15 protein-coding genes are annotated in these 17,112 nt (G+C 68.5%); 11 read left to right on the top strand and 4 right to left on the bottom strand.

The features are described from left to right. Positions 1-81: 81 nt before the first annotated feature. Genes RXV79_RS19570 through RXV79_RS19545 form a run of 6 tightly spaced genes read left to right on the top strand, consistent with a single transcriptional unit; the run spans position 82 to position 6,253 of the window. The gene (locus tag RXV79_RS19570; RefSeq protein WP_316699782.1) at positions 82-1,074 is read left to right on the top strand and encodes a taurine ABC transporter substrate-binding protein; all 993 of its coding nucleotides are present in this window, start codon (positions 82-84) and stop codon (positions 1,072-1,074) included. Beyond that, entirely contained in the window at positions 1,071-2,417 is a 1,347-nt protein-coding gene (locus RXV79_RS19565) for a M20 family metallopeptidase (protein WP_316699781.1), read from the top strand. The genes RXV79_RS19570 and RXV79_RS19565 overlap by 4 nt, the downstream gene beginning before the upstream one ends. After that, the gene (locus tag RXV79_RS19560) at positions 2,417-3,241 is read left to right on the top strand and encodes an ABC transporter ATP-binding protein (RefSeq protein WP_316699780.1); all 825 of its coding nucleotides are present in this window, start codon (positions 2,417-2,419) and stop codon (positions 3,239-3,241) included. Before RXV79_RS19565 ends, RXV79_RS19560 begins: the two co-directional genes overlap by 1 nt. Continuing rightward, the gene (locus tag RXV79_RS19555; RefSeq protein ID WP_316699779.1) at positions 3,238-4,029 is read left to right on the top strand and encodes an ABC transporter permease; all 792 of its coding nucleotides are present in this window, start codon (positions 3,238-3,240) and stop codon (positions 4,027-4,029) included. The genes RXV79_RS19560 and RXV79_RS19555 overlap by 4 nt, the downstream gene beginning before the upstream one ends. 29 nt (positions 4,030-4,058) lie before the next feature. After that, entirely contained in the window at positions 4,059-4,829 is a 771-nt protein-coding gene (locus tag RXV79_RS19550; RefSeq protein ID WP_316699778.1) for a GntR family transcriptional regulator, read from the top strand. Next, positions 4,826-6,253, top strand: a complete 1,428-nt coding sequence (locus tag RXV79_RS19545; protein ID WP_316699777.1) for an allophanate hydrolase — start codon at positions 4,826-4,828, stop codon at positions 6,251-6,253. The genes RXV79_RS19550 and RXV79_RS19545 overlap by 4 nt, the downstream gene beginning before the upstream one ends. Here the strand turns inward: RXV79_RS19545 and RXV79_RS19540 are convergent. Genes RXV79_RS19540 through RXV79_RS19530 form a run of 3 tightly spaced genes read right to left on the bottom strand, consistent with a single transcriptional unit; the run spans position 6,206 to position 9,007 of the window. Then, the gene (locus RXV79_RS19540; RefSeq protein WP_316699776.1) at positions 6,206-7,507 is read right to left on the bottom strand and encodes a TRAP transporter large permease; all 1,302 of its coding nucleotides are present in this window, start codon (positions 7,505-7,507) and stop codon (positions 6,206-6,208) included. The genes RXV79_RS19545 and RXV79_RS19540 overlap by 48 nt on opposite strands. Beyond that, positions 7,500-8,012 carry a TRAP transporter small permease gene (locus RXV79_RS19535; protein ID WP_316704157.1) on the bottom strand — a complete coding sequence of 171 codons (513 nt, stop codon included), beginning with the start codon at positions 8,010-8,012 and terminating at the stop codon, positions 7,500-7,502. The genes RXV79_RS19540 and RXV79_RS19535 overlap by 8 nt, the downstream gene beginning before the upstream one ends. A 29-nt stretch (positions 8,013-8,041) precedes the next feature. Beyond that, complete coding sequence (locus tag RXV79_RS19530) at positions 8,042-9,007, bottom strand: TRAP transporter substrate-binding protein (RefSeq protein WP_316699775.1); 966 nt, start codon at positions 9,005-9,007, stop codon at positions 8,042-8,044. A gap of 201 nt (positions 9,008-9,208) precedes the next feature. Between RXV79_RS19530 and RXV79_RS19525 the strand changes: the two genes are divergently transcribed. After that, on the top strand, positions 9,209-9,685 hold the full coding sequence (locus tag RXV79_RS19525; RefSeq protein ID WP_316699774.1) for a GAF domain-containing protein: 477 nt from the start codon (positions 9,209-9,211) through the stop codon (positions 9,683-9,685). After that, on the top strand, positions 9,682-10,065 hold the full coding sequence (locus tag RXV79_RS19520; protein WP_316699773.1) for a response regulator: 384 nt from the start codon (positions 9,682-9,684) through the stop codon (positions 10,063-10,065). Before RXV79_RS19525 ends, RXV79_RS19520 begins: the two co-directional genes overlap by 4 nt. Positions 10,066-10,067: 2 nt before the next feature. Here the strand turns inward: RXV79_RS19520 and RXV79_RS19515 are convergent, their stop codons facing one another. Continuing rightward, the gene (locus RXV79_RS19515; protein ID WP_316699772.1) at positions 10,068-11,054 is read right to left on the bottom strand and encodes a LysR family transcriptional regulator; all 987 of its coding nucleotides are present in this window, start codon (positions 11,052-11,054) and stop codon (positions 10,068-10,070) included. A 139-nt stretch (positions 11,055-11,193) separates the two neighbouring features. Here RXV79_RS19515 and RXV79_RS19510 point away from each other — a divergent pair, with 139 nt between their 5' ends. Genes RXV79_RS19510 through RXV79_RS19500 form a run of 3 tightly spaced genes read left to right on the top strand, consistent with a single transcriptional unit; the run spans position 11,194 to position 17,040 of the window. Further along, the gene (locus tag RXV79_RS19510; RefSeq protein ID WP_316699771.1) at positions 11,194-12,369 is read left to right on the top strand and encodes an efflux RND transporter periplasmic adaptor subunit; all 1,176 of its coding nucleotides are present in this window, start codon (positions 11,194-11,196) and stop codon (positions 12,367-12,369) included. 41 nt (positions 12,370-12,410) lie between these two features. Next, positions 12,411-15,584 carry an efflux RND transporter permease subunit gene (locus RXV79_RS19505; protein WP_316699770.1) on the top strand — a complete coding sequence of 1,058 codons (3,174 nt, stop codon included), beginning with the start codon at positions 12,411-12,413 and terminating at the stop codon, positions 15,582-15,584. A 1-nt stretch (position 15,585) separates the two neighbouring features. Beyond that, the gene (locus RXV79_RS19500; protein ID WP_316699769.1) at positions 15,586-17,040 is read left to right on the top strand and encodes an efflux transporter outer membrane subunit; all 1,455 of its coding nucleotides are present in this window, start codon (positions 15,586-15,588) and stop codon (positions 17,038-17,040) included. Positions 17,041-17,112: the final 72 nt, after the last annotated feature.

Raw genomic sequence — 17,112 nt, 5'->3', positions numbered from 1 at the left:
TCACCGGATTTCCCAGGCACGGAACTCGCTATATGTCGGTTGTTATAACAAGCGGCGGTGACCCCGCGCTGGAGGTTCGACATGTTGCGATTCCTGTTCATCCTGCTGGTGAGTCTCGTCACCAGTGCCCAGGCCACGACCGTGCGTGTCGGGTTCCAGACCGGCGACATCAACACGCTGCTCATGTACGCGGCGCAGACCGGGCAGTTCGCCCGCAACGGCGTCGAGGTGAAGCTCACGCCCTTCCCCGCAGGGCCTGCGATGCTGCCGGCCCTGGCGGCGGGCGAGATCGACCTGGCGTGGATGGGTGAATTTCCCGCCGTCACCGGCTTTTCCAACGGCATGCCCATCGAGATCCTGATGATGGAGCGCCTGGACTTCACCAACGTGCGCCTGGTGGTGAACCCGGCTGCCGGCATCCAGACGGTGGCCGACCTGAAGGGCAAGAAGGTGGCGGTGTCGGTGGGCTCGACCAGCCACAACCACTTGTTGCGCGCGCTGTCGCAGGCCGGACTCAGGCAGGACGAGGTCACCATCGTCAACCTCTCGCCGGCCAACATGCCGCCCGCTTATGTAGCTGGGCAGGTGGACGCCGCCCTGACCTGGGAGCCCAACGTGGGTCTGATGGAAAAGGCCGGCGCACGCCCCATCGCGACGACGCGCAGCCTGGGCATGATCACCGGCGGCATCTGGGTCGCACGGCAGGCCTTCACGAAAGACAGCCCGGCCGCGGTGCAGGGCTTCCTCAAGACATGGCGCGAAGCGCAGAAGACCTACGTGGCCAACCCGAGCGAGGTACGGCAGTACGAAGCCAAGCGTGTGGGCCAGTCGGCGCAGGAGTTCGACGCCCTCATCGCGCGGCAGACGGCCAGCCACCCGAGCTTCGAGCAGTTGCTGACCGCCGACTTCATGGGCCCGCCGGGGAAGGAGCTCGACTCTCGCCTGATGAAGCACCTGCAGGCCATCGGTGCATTCCTCGTCGCCGAGAAGCGCATCAGCGCCACACCCGCCAACTGGGCGCCGATCTTCAACACGCGCCCGATCCAGGACTTCCTGCGGGCGGAGAAGCCATGACCCGCGACGCGATCGTGAACACCACCCCAAGCCTCGACATGGACACCTCCACTCCCGCCCTCTCGCCGCTGCAGCGACGCATTGTCGACAGCATTCATCACGACGCCTGGCTGGCGCTGACGCGCGAGCTGGTCACCACCGGCCAGCCCGATTCGGAAAATCCGCTCGACCCCGACATGCCCTCGGGCTCGGAGGAGCGCATTGCGCTGTGCGTGGCCGACAAGCTGCGCGGGCTCGGCCTCGCGGTGTCTCTGCATGCCAAGCAACCCGGGCGCCCCAACGTGATCGGCACCTGGGAAGGCGAGGCGCCGGGGCCGGTCGTCATCCTCAACGACCACCTCGACGTCTACCCCGCCGGCGACCCGACGGGCTGGACGGCCACCGGCGGCAACCCCTACGCGCCCACCGTCGACGGCGAGCGGCTCTATGCGCGCGGCACCTCCGACACCCGCGGCAACCTCGCGTGCACGCTGCTCGCGGTCAAGGCGCTCAAGGATGCCGGCGTGGCGCTGCGAGGCACGCTCAAATGCATCTACACCGTCGATGAAGAGAAGCACGGGCCGAATGGCGCCATCTACCTGCTCGACGAGCTGGGCGTGCGCGGCGACTACGAGATCACCGCCGAGCCGAGCGGCTGGACGCGTGGGCCCGACGACTGGGGCGTAGGCGTGGCGGTGGCGCATTCCGGCAACTGCCTGCTCGAAGTGCGCACCGAGGGCACCAAGTCGCACCTCTGGCGGCCGGACACCGGCGTCAATGCCATCAGCAAGATGGCGTCTGTGGTGGCCGCGCTGGAGCGCCTGTCGCTGAGCCACACGACACCGCGGCTCTACGGCGGCACGCCACCGATGTTGTGCTTCACCCGACTGCGCGCCGGCGAGCCACGCGAGATGCAGTTCACTCCGGCCACGTGCACCGCCATCGCTGCGGCGGTGGGCCTCGTGCCAGGCATGAGCATCGAGTCGATCCTGGGCGACGTGCAGGCCGAGCTCGACCGCCTGGCCGAAGCCGACCCCACGCTCAAGGCCAGCGTGCGCCAGGTGCCAGGCTCGCTGTTCGTACCTGCCACGCAGGAGGTCGCGGAGGATGCCGAGCCCGTGGCTTCGCTCACGCGCGCCTACCGGCAGATGATGGGCTGCGCGCCGGTCTACTACCGCAAGAACGCCTACTGCGACACCATCCGCTTCTCGCATGCCGGCATTCCGTCGGTGACCTTCGGGCCGGGAGAAGACGGCTGGCCGCCCACCAACGAGTACATCCACACCCCGAAGGCGGTGCCGGCCGCGCAGGTGATGGCGCTCGCGCTGCTGCGGCTCCTCGGCGGCGAAACCCTGGAGCGGTGATGGACAGGCCCGTCTCGACACTGCTGCAACGGCAGCCCAAGCTGGCGGCGCCGCCGCGCGAGGTGCTGCGCTTCGATCGTGTCGGCCTGCACTACGACGACCGGCCGGTGCTGCGCGACCTGAGCTTCAGCGTGAGCGCCGGCGAGACCGTGGCGCTGCTCGGGCCGTCGGGGTGCGGCAAGACCTCCTTGCTCAACATCGTTGCCGGATTCCTGCAGCCCACGAGCGGCGTGGCGCTGTGCAACGGACGCGAGATCGCCGGGCCCGGCCCCGACCGGGGCGTTGTGTTCCAGTCGTATGCGCTCTTCGACTGGATGACGGTCGAAGACAACATCGCCTTCAGCCTGCGCTGCGCCGGCCGCCCGCGCGACGTGCAGCGCGACGTGGCGCAGCGCATGGCACGGCTGGTGGGCCTCGGGGGCTTCGAGAAGTCGTACCCCTATCAGCTCTCCGGCGGCATGCGCCAGCGCTGCGGGCTCGCGCGGGTGCTGGCCGCCGGCCCGAGCGTGATGCTGATGGACGAGCCCTTCGCAGCGGTCGACGTGCAAACGCGCGAGGCGCTGCAGGAAGAGATCCTGCGCATCCAGGCCTCCACCGGCTGCACCATCCTCTTCGTCACCCACAGCATCGACGAGGCGGTCTTCCTGGGCAGCCGCATTCTGCTGATGCTCAAGGACCGGCTCGGCGCCTTCGACGAATTCCCGGTCACGCTGCCCCTGCCGCGCGACCTGCCTGAAAACCGCCTTCACCCCGAATTCCTCGCCGTGCGCGAGCGGGTCTACCGCGCGATGCGGCAGCCGCCTGCGCAGGAGGCACGCCCATGACCTCACGAGACCTCACGCGGCGGCGCGCCGCCTACCTCACGCTCGCGGTGCTCTCGCCGCTGATGCTGCTCGTGCTCTGGATCGCCGCCACCAGCATGGGCTGGATCCGCAGCGTGCTGTTGCCCGGCCCGCTGGCCGTGCTCTCCACGCTGCAGGAGATGGCGCTGCAGGGCTATTCCGGCGTGGGCCTGCTCACCCACGTCGGCGCGAGCCTGATGCGGGTGGGCATCGCCTTCGTGGCGGGGTCGCTTCTGGGCATCGCCGTGGGCATGCTGCGCGGCCGCGTGGCGGCGGTGGATGCGGTGTGGCTGGTGCCGGCGGAACTGGTGCGGCCGATTCCGCCGCTCGGGCTGATCCCGCTCTTCATCCTGTGGTTCGGCATCGGCGAGACGTCGAAGATCCTGCTGATCCTCGTGGCGGTCTTCCTCATCATGATGATCAATGCGCAGGCCGGCGCCGCCGGTTGCGCCCAGGACGTGCTGCGCGCAGCACACACGTTGGGCGCCTCGCGCCTGCAGGTATTCCGCCACGTCGTGCTGCCCTCGGCGCTGCCGCAGATCATGACCGGGCTGCGCGTGGCGCTGGGCACGGCGTTGTCGATCCTGGTGGCGTCGGAGCTGCTGGGCGGCGACCGCGGGCTTGGCTTCATCGTGCTCGACGCGAGCAACTTCTTTCGCACCACGCATGTGTTCGCCGGCATTGCGATCATCGGCCTCATCGGGCTGGTGAGCGACCGTGCACTGGCCGCGGCCGGCAAGAAACTGGTTCACTGGGAGGGCAGGCACTGAACTCGAGATCCTCACTCAAACGCCGCCGCGTGGACGCCGCGGCGCCGCTGCCGTACCACGCCCAGGTGCGCGAGTCGCTGCGGACGCGCATTCTCGAAGGCGTCTACACGCCCGAGCAGCAGCTTCCGTCGGAGAACGACCTCACCTCCTTGTACGAGGTCAGCCGCATCACCGTGCGGCGCGCGCTGCTCGACCTCGAGAACGAAGGCCTGGTGCAGCGGCTGCAGGGCCGGGGTACTTTCGTGCGCCGGCCGCAGGTCACGCAGGATCTGGCACGCCTGCAGAGCTTCGGCGAAGCCATGCGGCCGCTCGGGCACGAGACGGCGAGCCGCCTGCTGAGCGTTCGCGAGGTCAAGCCGCCGCAGGCGGTGGCGCAGCGGCTGGGCGTGACGATGCGCAGCAAGGTGTCGGAGATCCGGCGCGTGCGCTACCTCAGCGGCACTCCGGTCTCGCTTGACGTGAGCTACTTCTCCACCACGCTCGGCAGGCGCCTGGCTGCGGAAGACCTGGCCTCGCGCGACATCTTCCTGATCCTGGAGCACGACTACGGCCTGTCGCTCGGCCATGCCGACCTGCTCATCGGCGCGCGCCTGGCCGACGAAGCGCTGGTGGAGCACCTGGGCGTGGCACTCGGCTCCGCGGTGCTGTATGTCGACCGCCTGACCACCGACCTCGACGGCCAGCCCCTCGCCTGCGAGCACCTCTTCAACAACGGCGACGCCTACCAATACCACCTGCAGGTGGCCCGCGATGTGCCGAAGCCGCTCAGCACCCCGCCCAAGGCCAGGAGTTCGACGTGACTGATGCTGCAAACCTTCCGCTCGATTGCACGACGCTGCAGTCCGCCTATCGCCGCGGTGCGTTGTCGCCGCTTACGGTGGCCGACGAGGTGCTACGCCGCATCGAAGCGCGCGATGATGACCATGTGTGGGTGAGCCGCGCCGACCCCGAGGCCGTGCGAGCTCAAGCGCGCCGCCTCGCGGAGCGGCGTGGCGAGATGGCACGGCTGCCGCTCTATGGCCTGCCGTTCGGCGTGAAGGACAACGTCGACGTGGAAGGCCTGCCCACCACCTGCGGCTGCGAGGGCTACGGCCGCCTGCCGCAGCACAGCGCTGCCGCGGTGCAGCGTGCGATCGACGCCGGCGCCCTCTTCATCGGCAAGCAGACGCTCGACCAGTTCGCCACCGGGCTCAACGGCACACGCACGACGGGCGGCCATTGCCTGAACGTGTTCGACCCTGCGGTCATTCCCGGCGGGTCGAGTTCCGGCTCTGGCGTGGCGGTGGCGGCGGGCCTCGTGAGCTTCTCGCTCGGCTCGGACACCGGAGGCTCCGGGCGGGTGCCGGCGGCGATGAACAACATCGTGGGTGTGCGCCCCACCATCGGCCTCGTCAGCAGCCGGGGCATGGTCTACAACAACCGCCTGTTCGACTGCATGCCGGTCTTCGCGCACACGGTCGATGATGCGTTCATGGTGCTGGAGGCGATCGCCGGTTTCGACGCGCACGATCCCTTGAGCCGGGCCGACGCCGACGGCATCGCGCTCGATGCACCCGAGCCGGCGCGTTTCCGCTTCGCCGTGCCGCGCCGGCTCGAGTTCTTCGGTGACATGCAATCGCCCGCCTGTTTCGAAGCGGCGCTGCTGCGGCTTGAGCGTATCGGCGGCGAGCGCTGCGAGATCGACTTCTCGCTCTTTCACGAGGCCGGCGCGCTGGTCTTCGAGAGCGCGCTCGTGGCCGAGCGAAGCGCAAGCTACGGGGAGGTGCTGGAGCGTCTGCCGCATGCGCTGGTGCCCGCGGTGGAAAGCATCCTGCGGCGCGCGCGCGGGTATAGCGCCGTCGATGCCTTCCAGGCCCAGTACCGCCTGCAGGCGCTGCGGCAGCAGGCCAAGCGCCTGCTGACTGGCATCGATGTCGTGGTCACCCCCACCGTGGCGCGGCCGTTCCGTGTGGACGAGATGCTGGCCGAGCCGATCGTGCGCAATGCCGAGGTCGGCCACTACACCTACGGCGTCGGCCCGCTCGACCTGTGCGCATTGGCGTTGCCGGCCGCGATGCGGCCCGACGGCTTGCCGTTCGGCATTTCGCTCGTGGGCCGGGCAGGGCACGACGGTGCGCTGCGCGCCCTCGGCCGGCGATTCGAGGCCGCCACCGGCCTGGTGCCGGGAGTGGGCGCCTCAGCCGCGCATCTGCGTCGGCAGGAAGCTCACCATCTGCGGGAATAGGTACAGCAGCACCAGCATCAGCACCATCAGCAGGAAGAAGGGGAACGTGGCGCGGGCGATGTAGCCGATGCCGCGGCCGGTCATGCCCTGCAGCACGAAGAGGTTGAAGCCCACCGGCGGCGTGACCTGCGCCATCTCGACCACGATGACGATGAAGATGCCGAACCAGAGCAGGTCGATGCCGGCCTTCTGGATGGTGGGCAGCACGACGCCCATCGTGAGCACCACCATCGAGATGCCGTCGAGGAAGCAGCCGAGCACGATGTAGAAGAGCGTGAGCGCGGCCAGCAACGCGAGCGGGCTCAGCTGCATGCCCCCTATCCATTCGGCCAGGTGGCGCGGCAGCCCGATGTAGCCCATCGAGAGCGTGAGGAAGGCTGCCCCCGCGAGGATGAGCGCGATCATGCAGTAGAGCCGGGTGCCGCCCAGCAGCGAGTCGCGGAACGTGGGCCAGTTGAGCGAGCCCTGCGCGGCCGAGATGAGGAGCGAGCCCACCACGCCGAGGCTGGCCGCCTCGGTGGCGGTGGCGATGCCGGAGTAGATGGAGCCCAGCACGCCTGCGATCAGCAGCATCACGGGAACGAGCCCGCGCGAGGCGGCCCAGCGCTCGCGCCAGGGCATGGGCGCGTCGGCCGGCGGGACGAGACCCGGGTGGCGCCACGACCACAGCGCGATGTAGCCCGAGAAGATGAGCGCGAGCACCACGCCCGGGATCACGCCGGCGATGAAGAGGCGTGAGATCGACACGTCGGCCGAGACGCCGTAGACGATCATGATGATCGACGGCGGGATCAGCAGCCCGAGCGTGCCGGCCCCGGCCAGCGAGCCGAGCGCCATCGTCTCGGGGTAGCCGCGCCGCGCGAGCTCGGGCAGGCTCATCTTGCCGATGGTGGCGCAGGTGGCGGCGCTCGAGCCCGAGACGGCCGCAAAGAGCGTGCAGCCCGCCACGTTGGTGTGCAGCAGCCGGCCCGGCAGGGACTGCATCCACGGGGCGAGGCCGCGGAACATGTCCTGGCTCACGCGGGTGCGGAAGAGGATCTCGCCCATCCAGATGAAGAGCGGCAGCGCGGTAAGCGTCCAGCTCGACGCGGTGCCCCAGATGGTGACGGCCATCGCGTCGCCGGCCGGGCGTGAGCTGAAGACCTGCATGCCGATCCAGGCCACGCCCGAGAGCGCGAGGCCGATCCACACGCCGCTACCGAGGATGAGAAAGAGCGACACCAGCAGCAAGGCGGTGATGGCGAGGTCATTCATTGCGCAAGGGCTCCTCGCCGGTTGTGGGTGCGACGCGTGTGCCCGTCAGTTCGAGCACCAGTTCGTCGAGGCAGGCCACGGCCAGCACCAGCGTGCCCGCGGCCATCGAGAGCTGGGGCAGCCACAGGGGCGTGGCGTCGGCGCTGGTGGAGATGTCGTGCAGCTGGAACGATACCCAGGCCAGCCGGCAGCCGTAGTAGGCGAAGAGGGCGGCGAGCAGCGTCGACAGCGACAGCGCGAAAAGCTCCAGGCGCCGCCGCCATGGCCCGGCCAGGCGGCCGAGCACCAGCGTGACGCGGATGTGCTCGCCGCGCTTGAGCGTGTGCGCCAGCGCCAGGAAGCCGGCGCCGGCCATGAAGTAGCCGGCGTAGGCGTCGCTGCCGGCGATGTTGAAGCCAAGCTGGCGGCCCGCGATCGACAGCAGCACCATCACGAGCAAGGCCACCATGCACAGCGCCGCGAGCACCGCGGCGCTGCCGTACAGCCGGTCGAGCGTGCGCCGCAGCGCGCCGCGGGGCGGCTCTGCGGGGGGCGTCACTTGCGGTAGGCGTTGACGACGGCCTGGCCTTCAGGGCCGGCCTTCTGCAGCCATTCGTCGAGCATGGTCTGGCCGACCTTCTGCATGTCGGCCTTCAGCTGCGACGAGGGCTGCGCGATGGTCATGCCGTTCTTCTTCAAGAGTTCGAGGTACTCGTTGTTCTTGGCCTTCGACGTGGCCCAGCCGCGGGTCTCGGCATCGGCGGCGGCCTTGAGCACGGCGGCTTGCGTCGGCTTGTCGAGGGCGTCGAAGGCGGCCTTGTTCACGAGCACCGCGTTCTTGGGCAGCCAGGCCTGGGTGTCGGTGAAGAACTTCAGGTGCTCGTAGGTCTTGGTGTCGTAGCCGGTGGAGCCCGACGACATGTACGACTCGACCACGCCGGTGGCCATGGCCTGCGAGAGTTCTGCGGCCTGCACCGTGACCGGCTGCGCACCCAGCAGCTCGGCCAGGCGCGAGGTGGCCGGGCTGTAGGCGCGCCACTTCACGCCCTTGAGGTCGGCCGCCGAATTGATGGGCTTCTTGCTGAAGATGCCTTGCGGCGGCCAGGCGACCGCATAGAGCAGCATCAGGCCCTGCTCGGCCAGCTTCTTCTCCAGCACCGGCCGCTGGGCCTTGTAGAGCTTGAGCGACTCGTCATAGCTGTCGGCCAGGAAGGGCAGGCCGTCGGCCCCGAAGATCTGCCACTCGTTCTGGTAGTTCACGAGCAGGATCTCGCCCGCCTGCGCCTGGCCACCCTGCACCGCACGTTTGATCTCGGGCGCCTTGAAGAGCGAGGCGTTGGGGTGCACCGTGATCTTGAGCTTGCCGCCCGAGGCCTTGTCGACGTCACTCGCGAACTGGGTGACGTTTTCGGTGTGGAAGTTGCTGGCCGGGTAGGCGGTGGGCAGGTCCCATTTGGTCTGGGCCTGTGCGGTGGCAGCCAAGAACAGGGCGGCGGCGATCAGGGGTAGATGAAGGCGCATGGCAGTGGTCTTGAGGGGTGGGGAGACGTCGGAGGGTAAGCGCCGCCTGTGACGGAGGGCATCCGGGCTTCTACGTGCTGCCAATGCAAGGCCCATTCCATCGCGCCCGCACCAGGCGTGTGAGTTGCACGTGTATCGCACGGCCGCCAGGCTTCAGCGTCGGCGCGATCTGCCGATATGCGAAGGATGATCCCCGCGCCCTTGCCAGACGACGAAGCCGAGCGCCTTTCGGCCCTGCGTGCACTTCTCATCCTCGACACGCCACCCGAAGAGCGCTTCGACCGCATCGTGCAGTTCGCCGCGACCGAGTTCGACGTGCCGATGGCGATGATCAGCCTGGTCGACCGCGACCGGCAGTGGTTCAAGTCGCGGGTGGGCTTCGAGGGGATCTGCGAAACGCCGCGCGACGTGTCGTTCTGCGCCCATGCGGTGCACAGCCGCGAGCTGCTGCTGGTGCCCGACGCGCTGCGCGATGTGCGCTTCCACGACAACCCCATCGTGGTGGGCAACCCGGGCGTGCGCTTCTATGCCGGTGCGCCGCTCATGCTGAAGAAGGGCGCGGTGGTGGGCACGCTGTGCGTGCTCGACACCCGCGAGCGCCGCTTCGATGCCATCGACCGCAGCATCCTCGAATCGCTGCGGCTGCTGGTGGTGGACGAGCTGGAGCGTCAGACATGAAGCGGGTGCTGCTGCTGGAGCCGCACTTCGTGATGCGCAACACCGTGGCCAACGTGGCGCGCCAGCTTCGGCTGGCCGACATCCATGAAGCCACCCACTACGAGGCGGCGCTGCGCATGCTGCAGACCGACGTCTACGACGCCCTGCTCGCCGACCTGGGCGAGAAGCTCGACGGCTTGACCCTCGTGCAGCAGGTGCGCAGCGGCGCCACACTGTGCGACCCGGAGGTGCCCATCGCCGTGATGGCGCTCGGGCTCGACGCCGACACCATCGGCGTCTTCAAGACGCTGAAGGTGCAACGCATCATGATCAAGCCGTTCAAGGTGAAGACGGCGGTCGAGGTGCTGGCGAGTCTGTCGGGCGCTGCTTTGCCTGCGTGAGGTCAGGCGGGCGTCGACAAGATGCCCAGCTCCAGCATCTGGCGCTGCTGGTTCTTTTCATGGACCGCACGCGCCTTCTCGCACATCTGCATGCCGGTGTGGTGCTCCAGCGTCTCGGCGACCCAGTCGACGAACACGCGCACCTTCGATGACAGGTGCCGGTTCGACGGGTAGGCCACGAGGAAGGGCATGTCGTCGGACAGCCATTCGCACATCACGAGCTCCAGCGCACCACAGCTCGGGTACTGGTGGAACATGTAGGTGGGCAGGCGGCCGATGCCCAGGCCGGCCAGGCAGGCGTCGATGTAGGCGTTGGAATCGTTGAGCGTGAGCGGGCTGTCGACGGTGAGCACCACACGTTCGTTGTCGCGGTTGAACTCCCAGTCGAACACCTGGCCGGTGCGCATGGAGAAGTAGTTCAGGCACACGTGCTTCTTCAGATCGTGCGGGTGCTTGGGCCGGCCGTGCTTGGCGAGATACCCCGGCGTGGCGCAGGTCACGAGTTGCATGGTGCCCACGCGGCGCACCACCACCGAGGGGTCTTGCACCTCGCCCACGCGCAGCGCGCAGTCGATGCCTTCGCTCAGCAGGTTGAGCGGGCGGTCGCTGCAGCCGAGCTCGAGTTCGATGTCGGGGTAACGCTCGAGGAAGGTGTGCAGGAGCGGAATGAGCAGCCGGCTCGCCACCGCGGTGCTCACGTCCACCCGCAGCTTGCCGTGGGGCGACCCCTGTTTCGACGAGAGTGACTCTTCCGCGTCACGCAGGTCCTCGAGGATGCGCACGCAGCGCTCGTAATAGGCGGCGCCGTCGGCGGTGACGGTGACCTTGCGCGTCGTTCGGTGCAGCAGCCGCACCTTCAGGTGGGCCTCCAGCTCCGCCACGGCCGCTGAAAGCGTGGCCTTGGGCATGTTGAGCAACTCGGCCGCACTGGTGAAGCCACCCGTGTCGACCACCCCGACGAAGGCCTGCATGGCGCGCAACTGGTCCATTGTCTTGATTCCTGAACAGTCAATCTTTGAATCAGCACTTTATAAGGTTCTGGCTGGCTAATAAAGTCTTGGTGCATTGCAGCATGTTTGACCATGCGCAAAAACCCGCAAGAAGAAGCTTGAACAACGAGGAATTCCCATGACCGTCCGTCCCGCCCCCCTGATGTTGTCGACCCTGGCCCTGACCCTGCTGTCGGCCCTGGTGCTTTCGCTGGCCGGCTGTACGGGCGGTGGCGAGGCGCAGGCGGCGGCTCCCGCGGGCGCTCCGCCCGCGCCGCCTGTCAGCGTGGCAGCAGTTGTCTCCAAGAAGGTGCTGGAACTGCAAGAGTTCTCCGGCCGCATCGAGGCCGTCGAATCCGCCCAGATCCGCGCCCGGGTGCCCGGCACCATCGAGGCGGTGAAATTCAAGCCCGGCGCCCTGGTGAACAAGGGCGACGTGCTCTTCGTCATCGACCCGCGCAGCTACCAGGCCGAGGTGGCACGCCTCGAAGCTGCCGTGGCCAGTGCCCGCGCCAAGGCAGAGCACGCCAACGCCGAGTTCGAGCGCTCCAAGCTCTTGAAGGCCGACAACGCCATCTCGCAGCGCGACTTCGACGAGCGCTCGTCGAACGCGCGCCAGCTTGCTGCCAATGCCAAGGCCGACGAAGCCGCGCTTGCCTCGGCCAAGCTCAACCTCGACTTCTCGGTGGTGCGCGCCCCCATCTCGGGCCGCATCGGCAAGGCCGAGGTCACGGAAGGCAACCTCGTCGACAGCAGCGTGGTGCTCACCTCCATCGTCTCCATCGACCCGGTGTACGTGAGCTTCGACGGTGACGAGTCGACCTTCCTGCAGGTGGGCGCACTGGCCCGCAAGGGCGGCCCGGGCGTGAAGGTGCAGGCCGGCCTGGCCAACGAGACCGGCTACCCGCACGAGGGCAAGCTCGACTTCGTCGACAACCGCATCGACCCCGTCTCGGGCACCGTGCGCATGCGCGCCGTCTTGCGCAACACCGATGCGGCGCTCGTGCCGGGCCTCTTCGCCCGAGTGCAGGTGGGCACCGACGGCAAGGGCGAGGCCCTGCTCATCAACGACACCGCCATCGGCACCGACCAGAACCGCAAGTACGTCTACGTGATCGGCGCCGACCACAAGGCCGAGTACCGCGTGGTCACGCTCGGGCCGCTGGTCGATGGCCTGCGCGTCGCGCGCACGGGCCTCAAGGCTGGTGACCGCATCGTCGTCAACGGCCTGCAGCGTGTGCGGCCGGGCGCGCCGATCACGCCCGAAGTGGTGCCGATGGTCACCGCCGCTGCCAGCGCGCCCGTGCGTCAGTGATGCGCCAGTAAGCGCGACCCCAACCTTTCCGGATCATCGCCATGCGTTTCTCCAGGTTCTTCGTGGACCGGCCCATCTTCGCGGCCGTGTTGTCCATCCTCATCTTTCTGGCGGGCCTGATCGCCATCGGCCGGCTGCCCATTTCCGAGTACCCCTCGGTCGTGCCGCCGTCGGTGGTCGTCAGCACGCGTTTCCCGGGTGCCAACCCGACTGTGATCGCCCAGACCGTCGCCGCGCCGCTCGAAGAAGCGATCAACGGCGTCGAGAACATGCTGTACATGGGCTCGCAGGCCACCGGCGACGGCGGCATGAACCTCACCGTCACGTTCAAGGTCGGCACCAACGTCGAACAGGCCGAGACCCAGGTGCAAAACCGCGTGCAGCGGGCCCTGGCGAGGCTGCCGGAAGAGGTGCGCCAGATCGGCGTCACCACGGTCAAGAGCTCGCCCAACATCACGATGGTGGTGCACCTCGTGTCGCCGAACTCGCGCTACGACGAGGTGTACCTGAGCAACTATGCGGTGCTCAACATCAAGGATCGGCTGTCGCGCATCCCCGGCATGGGCCAGGTGCTGGTGTTCGGCGCGGGCGACTACTCCATGCGCGTCTGGCTCGACCCGCAGAAGATCGCGGCGCGCGGGCTCACCGCACCCGACGTCGTCAACGCCATCCGCGAGCAGAACGTGCAGGTGGCCGCCGGCGTGGTGGGCGCTTCGCCCAACAAGAATGCGCCCTTCCAGCTCTCGGTGAATGCGCAAGGCCGGCTGTCGACCGAAGAAGAGTTCGGCGACATCATCGTCAAGACCGGCTCCAACGGGAATGGCGTGGGCGTCACGCGACTGCGTGACATCGCCCGCATCGAGCTCGGCGCGGCGCAGTATTCGCTGCGCTCGCTGCTCAACAACAAGCCGGCGGTGGCGCTCGGCCTCTTCCAGGCGCCCGGGTCGAACGCGCTGCAGTTGTCGAGCGACGTGCGCCAGCTGATGGACGAGCTGCAGCGCGACTTCCCTGAGGACCTGAAGTACGACATCGTCTACGACCCCACGCGCTTCGTCGAAGACTCCATCTCCGCGGTCATCAAGACGCTGCTCGAAGCGGTGGCGCTGGTGGTGCTGGTGGTGATCGTCTTCCTGCAGACCTGGCGGGCCTCGCTCATCCCGCTGCTGGCGGTGCCGGTGTCGGTGGTGGGCACGTTTGCCGTGCTGCTGGCCTTCGGCTTCTCCATCAACACCTTGAGCCTCTTCGGCCTGGTGCTGGCCATCGGCATCGTGGTCGACGACGCGATCGTGGTGGTCGAGAACGTGGAGCGCAACATCGCCAACGGCCTCACGCCGCGCGAGGCCACGATCCAGGCGATGAAGGAGGTCTCGGGCCCGATCATCGCCATCGCGCTGGTGCTGTGTGCGGTGTTCGTGCCCATCGCGTTCGTCTCCGGTCTGACGGGCCAGTTCTACCGCCAGTTCGCGCTGACCATCGCGATCTCGACCGTGATCTCGGCCTTCAACTCGCTCACGCTGTCGCCTGCGCTCGCGGCCGCGCTGCTCAAGCCGCACGACGCCCCGAAGGACCGTCTCTCGCGTGGCATGGACTGGGCGCTCGGCGGCTTCTTCAAGCGCTTCAACCGCTTCTTCGACCGGTCCTCGAACGGCTACACCAAGGGCGTGAGCGGCGTGCTGAGCCACAAGGCCGCGACGATGGGCGTCTACCTGCTGCTCGTGGTGGCGGCGGTGGCCATGTTCCGCGTGGTGCCCTCGGGCTTCGTGCCGGCGCAGGACAAGCAGTACCTCGTCGGCTTCGCGCAGCTGCCCGACGCGGCCTCGCTCGACCGCACCGACGCGGTGATCCGCCGCATGAGCGACATCGCGCAATCGGTGCCGGGCGTGAAGGAATCGGTGGCCTTCCCGGGCCTGTCGATCCACGGCTTCATGAACGCGCCAAACTCGGGCATCGTGTTCTACACGCTCGACGACTTCAAGGAGCGCAAGGGTCGCACCAGCGGTGAGATCGCCGCCGAGGTCAACCAGAAGCTCGGTGCGATTCAAGACGCCTTCATCATGGTCTTCCCGCCGCCTGCGGTGGATGGCCTGGGCACGACCGGCGGCTTCAAGCTCTACGTGCAGGACCGCGCCAACCTCGGGCAAGACGCGCTCTACCAGGCCGTGCAGGCGCTGCAGATGAAGGCCTGGCAGACGCCGCAGCTCGCGGGTGTGTTCTCGGGCTACCAGGTCAACGTGCCGCAGTTGAAGGCCGACGTCGACCGCACCAAGGCCAAGCAGATGGGCGTGCCGCTGTCGGACATCTTCGACACCATGCAGATCAACCTCGGCTCGCTGTACGTCAACGACTTCAACAAGTTCGGCCGCACCTACCAGGTGATCGCGCAGGCCGATGCGCCGTTCCGTGCCGATGCGTCGGCCATCGGGCAGTTCAAGGTGCGCAACCTCGGCGGCGAGATGGTGCCGCTCGGCAGCCTGGTCAACGTGTCGCCGACCTACGGGCCCGACCGCGTGGAGCGCTACAACAGCTTCTTCGCGGCCGACTTCAATGGCGGGCCCGCGCCCGGCGTGTCGTCGGGGCAGGCGCAGGACATCATGGAGAAGCTCGCCAAGGAGACGCTGCCGCGCGGCATCGGCTTCGAATGGACCGACCTCACCTACCAGGAGATCCTCGCCGGCAACACCATGGTGATCGTGTTCCCGCTGTGCGTGCTGCTGGTCTTTCTGGTGCTGGCCGCGCAGTACGAGAGCTGGACGCTGCCGCTGGCGGTGATCCTCATCGTGCCGGCGTCCATCCTGTGTGCGCTGCTCGGGGTGTGGCTCACCAAGGGCGACAACAACATCTTCACGCAGATCGCACTCTTCGTGCTGGTGGGGCTGGCGTCGAAGAACGCGATCCTGATCGTCGAGTTCGCCCGTGACCTGGAGCACCAGGGCCGGGGCGTGGTCGAGGCCGCGCTCGAGGCGTGCAAGCTGCGCCTGCGCCCGATCCTCATGACCTCGATCGCCTTCATCATGGGTGTGCTGCCGCTCGTCTTCTCGTCGGGCGCGGGCTCCGAGATGCGCCATGCGATGGGCGTGGCGGTGTTCGCCGGCATGTTGGGCGTCACGCTCTTCGGGCTCTTCCTCACGCCGCTCTTCTACGTGCTGCTGCGCACGCTGGCGCTGCGCATCGAACGCCGCCGTGTCTCGGTGACGCGCGCTGCCCTCGAGGTCTGACATGACATTCCAAGAACGATTCCTTTCCCTGACCTTTCCCCTGACCACGCTGGCCGCCGCGCTCGTGCTGGCCGGCTGCTCGCTCGCCCCCAAGGTGCCCGAGCCCGAGATCACCGTGCCCGCCGCCTTCAAGCAGGCCGCGCCGGCTGAAGGCCAATGGAAGCCAGCCGTCCCGGCAGAAGCGGCGGCACGTGGCGCGTGGTGGAGCGTGTTCGGCGACAGCCGCCTCGACGCCCTCGAAGCGCAGGCGGAGAAGGCCAACCCGACGCTCGCGCTCGCCGCCTCGCGGGTGCGGGCCGCACGCGCCACGCTCAGCGGGGCACAGGCCGGCCGCTGGCCGACGCTGGGCCTGAACGCCGGGGCGAGCCGCGCCCGCTCGGCGCCGGCCACGCTCGGCCTGCCCGATGGTGCGGCGGTGACGCCGTCGACGGTCTACCAGGCCGGCCTTGGTGCGCGTTACGAGATCGACCTCTTCGACCGCGTGGGCAACGGCGTGGCCGCGGCGCGGGCCGATGCACAGGGCGTGGAGGCGAGCTACCGCTCGGTGCTGCTCGCCTTGCAGGCCGACGTGGCGCAAACCTACTTCGCGTTGCGCACGCTCGATGCCGAACTCGCGCAGCTCGATGCCACGCTCGGCCTGCGCACCGAGAACAACCGCCTCATCGAGCGCCGCTTCAGCGCCGGTGCGGTGGCCGAGTTCGACGTGGCGCGCTCGCGCACTGAGCTCGCCACCGTGCAGGCCGAGCGTGCCGCGCTCGCCGGCCAGCGCGCCCGCACCGAACACGCGCTCGCGCTGCTGCTGGGGCAGGCGCCCGCGAGCTTCAGCCTCGACGTGGCGCCGCTGCTCGCGGCCGAGAAGGTGCCCGAGGTGCCGGCCGGTGTGCCGTCGGCCCTGCTGGAGCGCCGGCCCGACGTGACGGCCGCACAACGCAGCCTCGCCGCGGCCACCGCCCGCGTGGGCGTGGCCCGCTCGGCGATGTTCCCGGCGCTCGCGCTTACCGCCGAAGGCGGCCATGCGTCGAGCGAGCTCGAGAACCTCTTCAAGTGGAGCAGCCGTGCGTGGCTCGCGAGCGTCGTCTTCTCGCTGCCCATCCTCGATGGCGGGCGCAACAAGGCGGTCGTCGAGCAGACCGAGGCCCAGCTCGATGGCGCGGTGGCCTCGTACCGCGGCACGGTGCTGTCGGCCTTCGCCGATGTGGAAGACAACCTGGCGAACCTCAAGGCCGTGCGCGAGCAGGTGCGACACGTCGACGAGGCGCTCGTCTCGGCGCGCCGTGCGGCCGAACTCGCCGACAAACGCTACCGCGCCGGTGAAGACAGTTACCTGCAACTGCTCGACACGCAGCGCGACCTGCTGTCGGTGGAGCGCCAGGCCGTGCGGCTGCGCGGCGGCTGGGCCACCGGCACGGTGGCGCTGATCCGGTCGCTGGGCGGGGGCTGGGTGGCGCCGCAGTAGTTCGCGGCGGGGGCAGGCACTTTGGGGGATGATCGCGGCGGCTGTAAGAAGCCGCCGCTGTCATCGACGGAA

Origin of the sequence: Piscinibacter gummiphilus, assembly GCF_032681285.1 — a bacterium.
Classification (GTDB): domain Bacteria; phylum Pseudomonadota; class Gammaproteobacteria; order Burkholderiales; family Burkholderiaceae_C; genus Rhizobacter; species Rhizobacter gummiphilus_A.
The sequence above is the reverse complement of the archived record's forward strand: the minus strand, read 5'-3'. Positions and strand labels throughout refer to the sequence as shown.

What these genes read in the sequence shown, in the direction of transcription:
- RXV79_RS19570 (WP_316699782.1), top strand. Translation starts at nt 82, where the DNA reads ATGTTGCGATTCCTGTTCATCCTGCTGGTGAGTCTCGTCACCAGTGCC.
- RXV79_RS19565 (WP_316699781.1), top strand. Translation starts at nt 1,071, where the DNA reads ATGACCCGCGACGCGATCGTGAACACCACCCCAAGCCTCGACATGGAC.
- RXV79_RS19560 (WP_316699780.1), top strand. Translation starts at nt 2,417, where the DNA reads ATGGACAGGCCCGTCTCGACACTGCTGCAACGGCAGCCCAAGCTGGCG.
- RXV79_RS19555 (WP_316699779.1), top strand. Translation starts at nt 3,238, where the DNA reads ATGACCTCACGAGACCTCACGCGGCGGCGCGCCGCCTACCTCACGCTC.
- RXV79_RS19540 (WP_316699776.1), bottom strand. Translation starts at nt 7,507, where the DNA reads ATGAATGACCTCGCCATCACCGCCTTGCTGCTGGTGTCGCTCTTTCTC.
- RXV79_RS19530 (WP_316699775.1), bottom strand. Translation starts at nt 9,007, where the DNA reads ATGCGCCTTCATCTACCCCTGATCGCCGCCGCCCTGTTCTTGGCTGCC.
- RXV79_RS19520 (WP_316699773.1), top strand. Translation starts at nt 9,682, where the DNA reads ATGAAGCGGGTGCTGCTGCTGGAGCCGCACTTCGTGATGCGCAACACC.
- RXV79_RS19515 (WP_316699772.1), bottom strand. Translation starts at nt 11,054, where the DNA reads ATGGACCAGTTGCGCGCCATGCAGGCCTTCGTCGGGGTGGTCGACACG.
- RXV79_RS19510 (WP_316699771.1), top strand. Translation starts at nt 11,194, where the DNA reads ATGACCGTCCGTCCCGCCCCCCTGATGTTGTCGACCCTGGCCCTGACC.
- RXV79_RS19505 (WP_316699770.1), top strand. Translation starts at nt 12,411, where the DNA reads ATGCGTTTCTCCAGGTTCTTCGTGGACCGGCCCATCTTCGCGGCCGTG.
- RXV79_RS19500 (WP_316699769.1), top strand. Translation starts at nt 15,586, where the DNA reads ATGACATTCCAAGAACGATTCCTTTCCCTGACCTTTCCCCTGACCACG.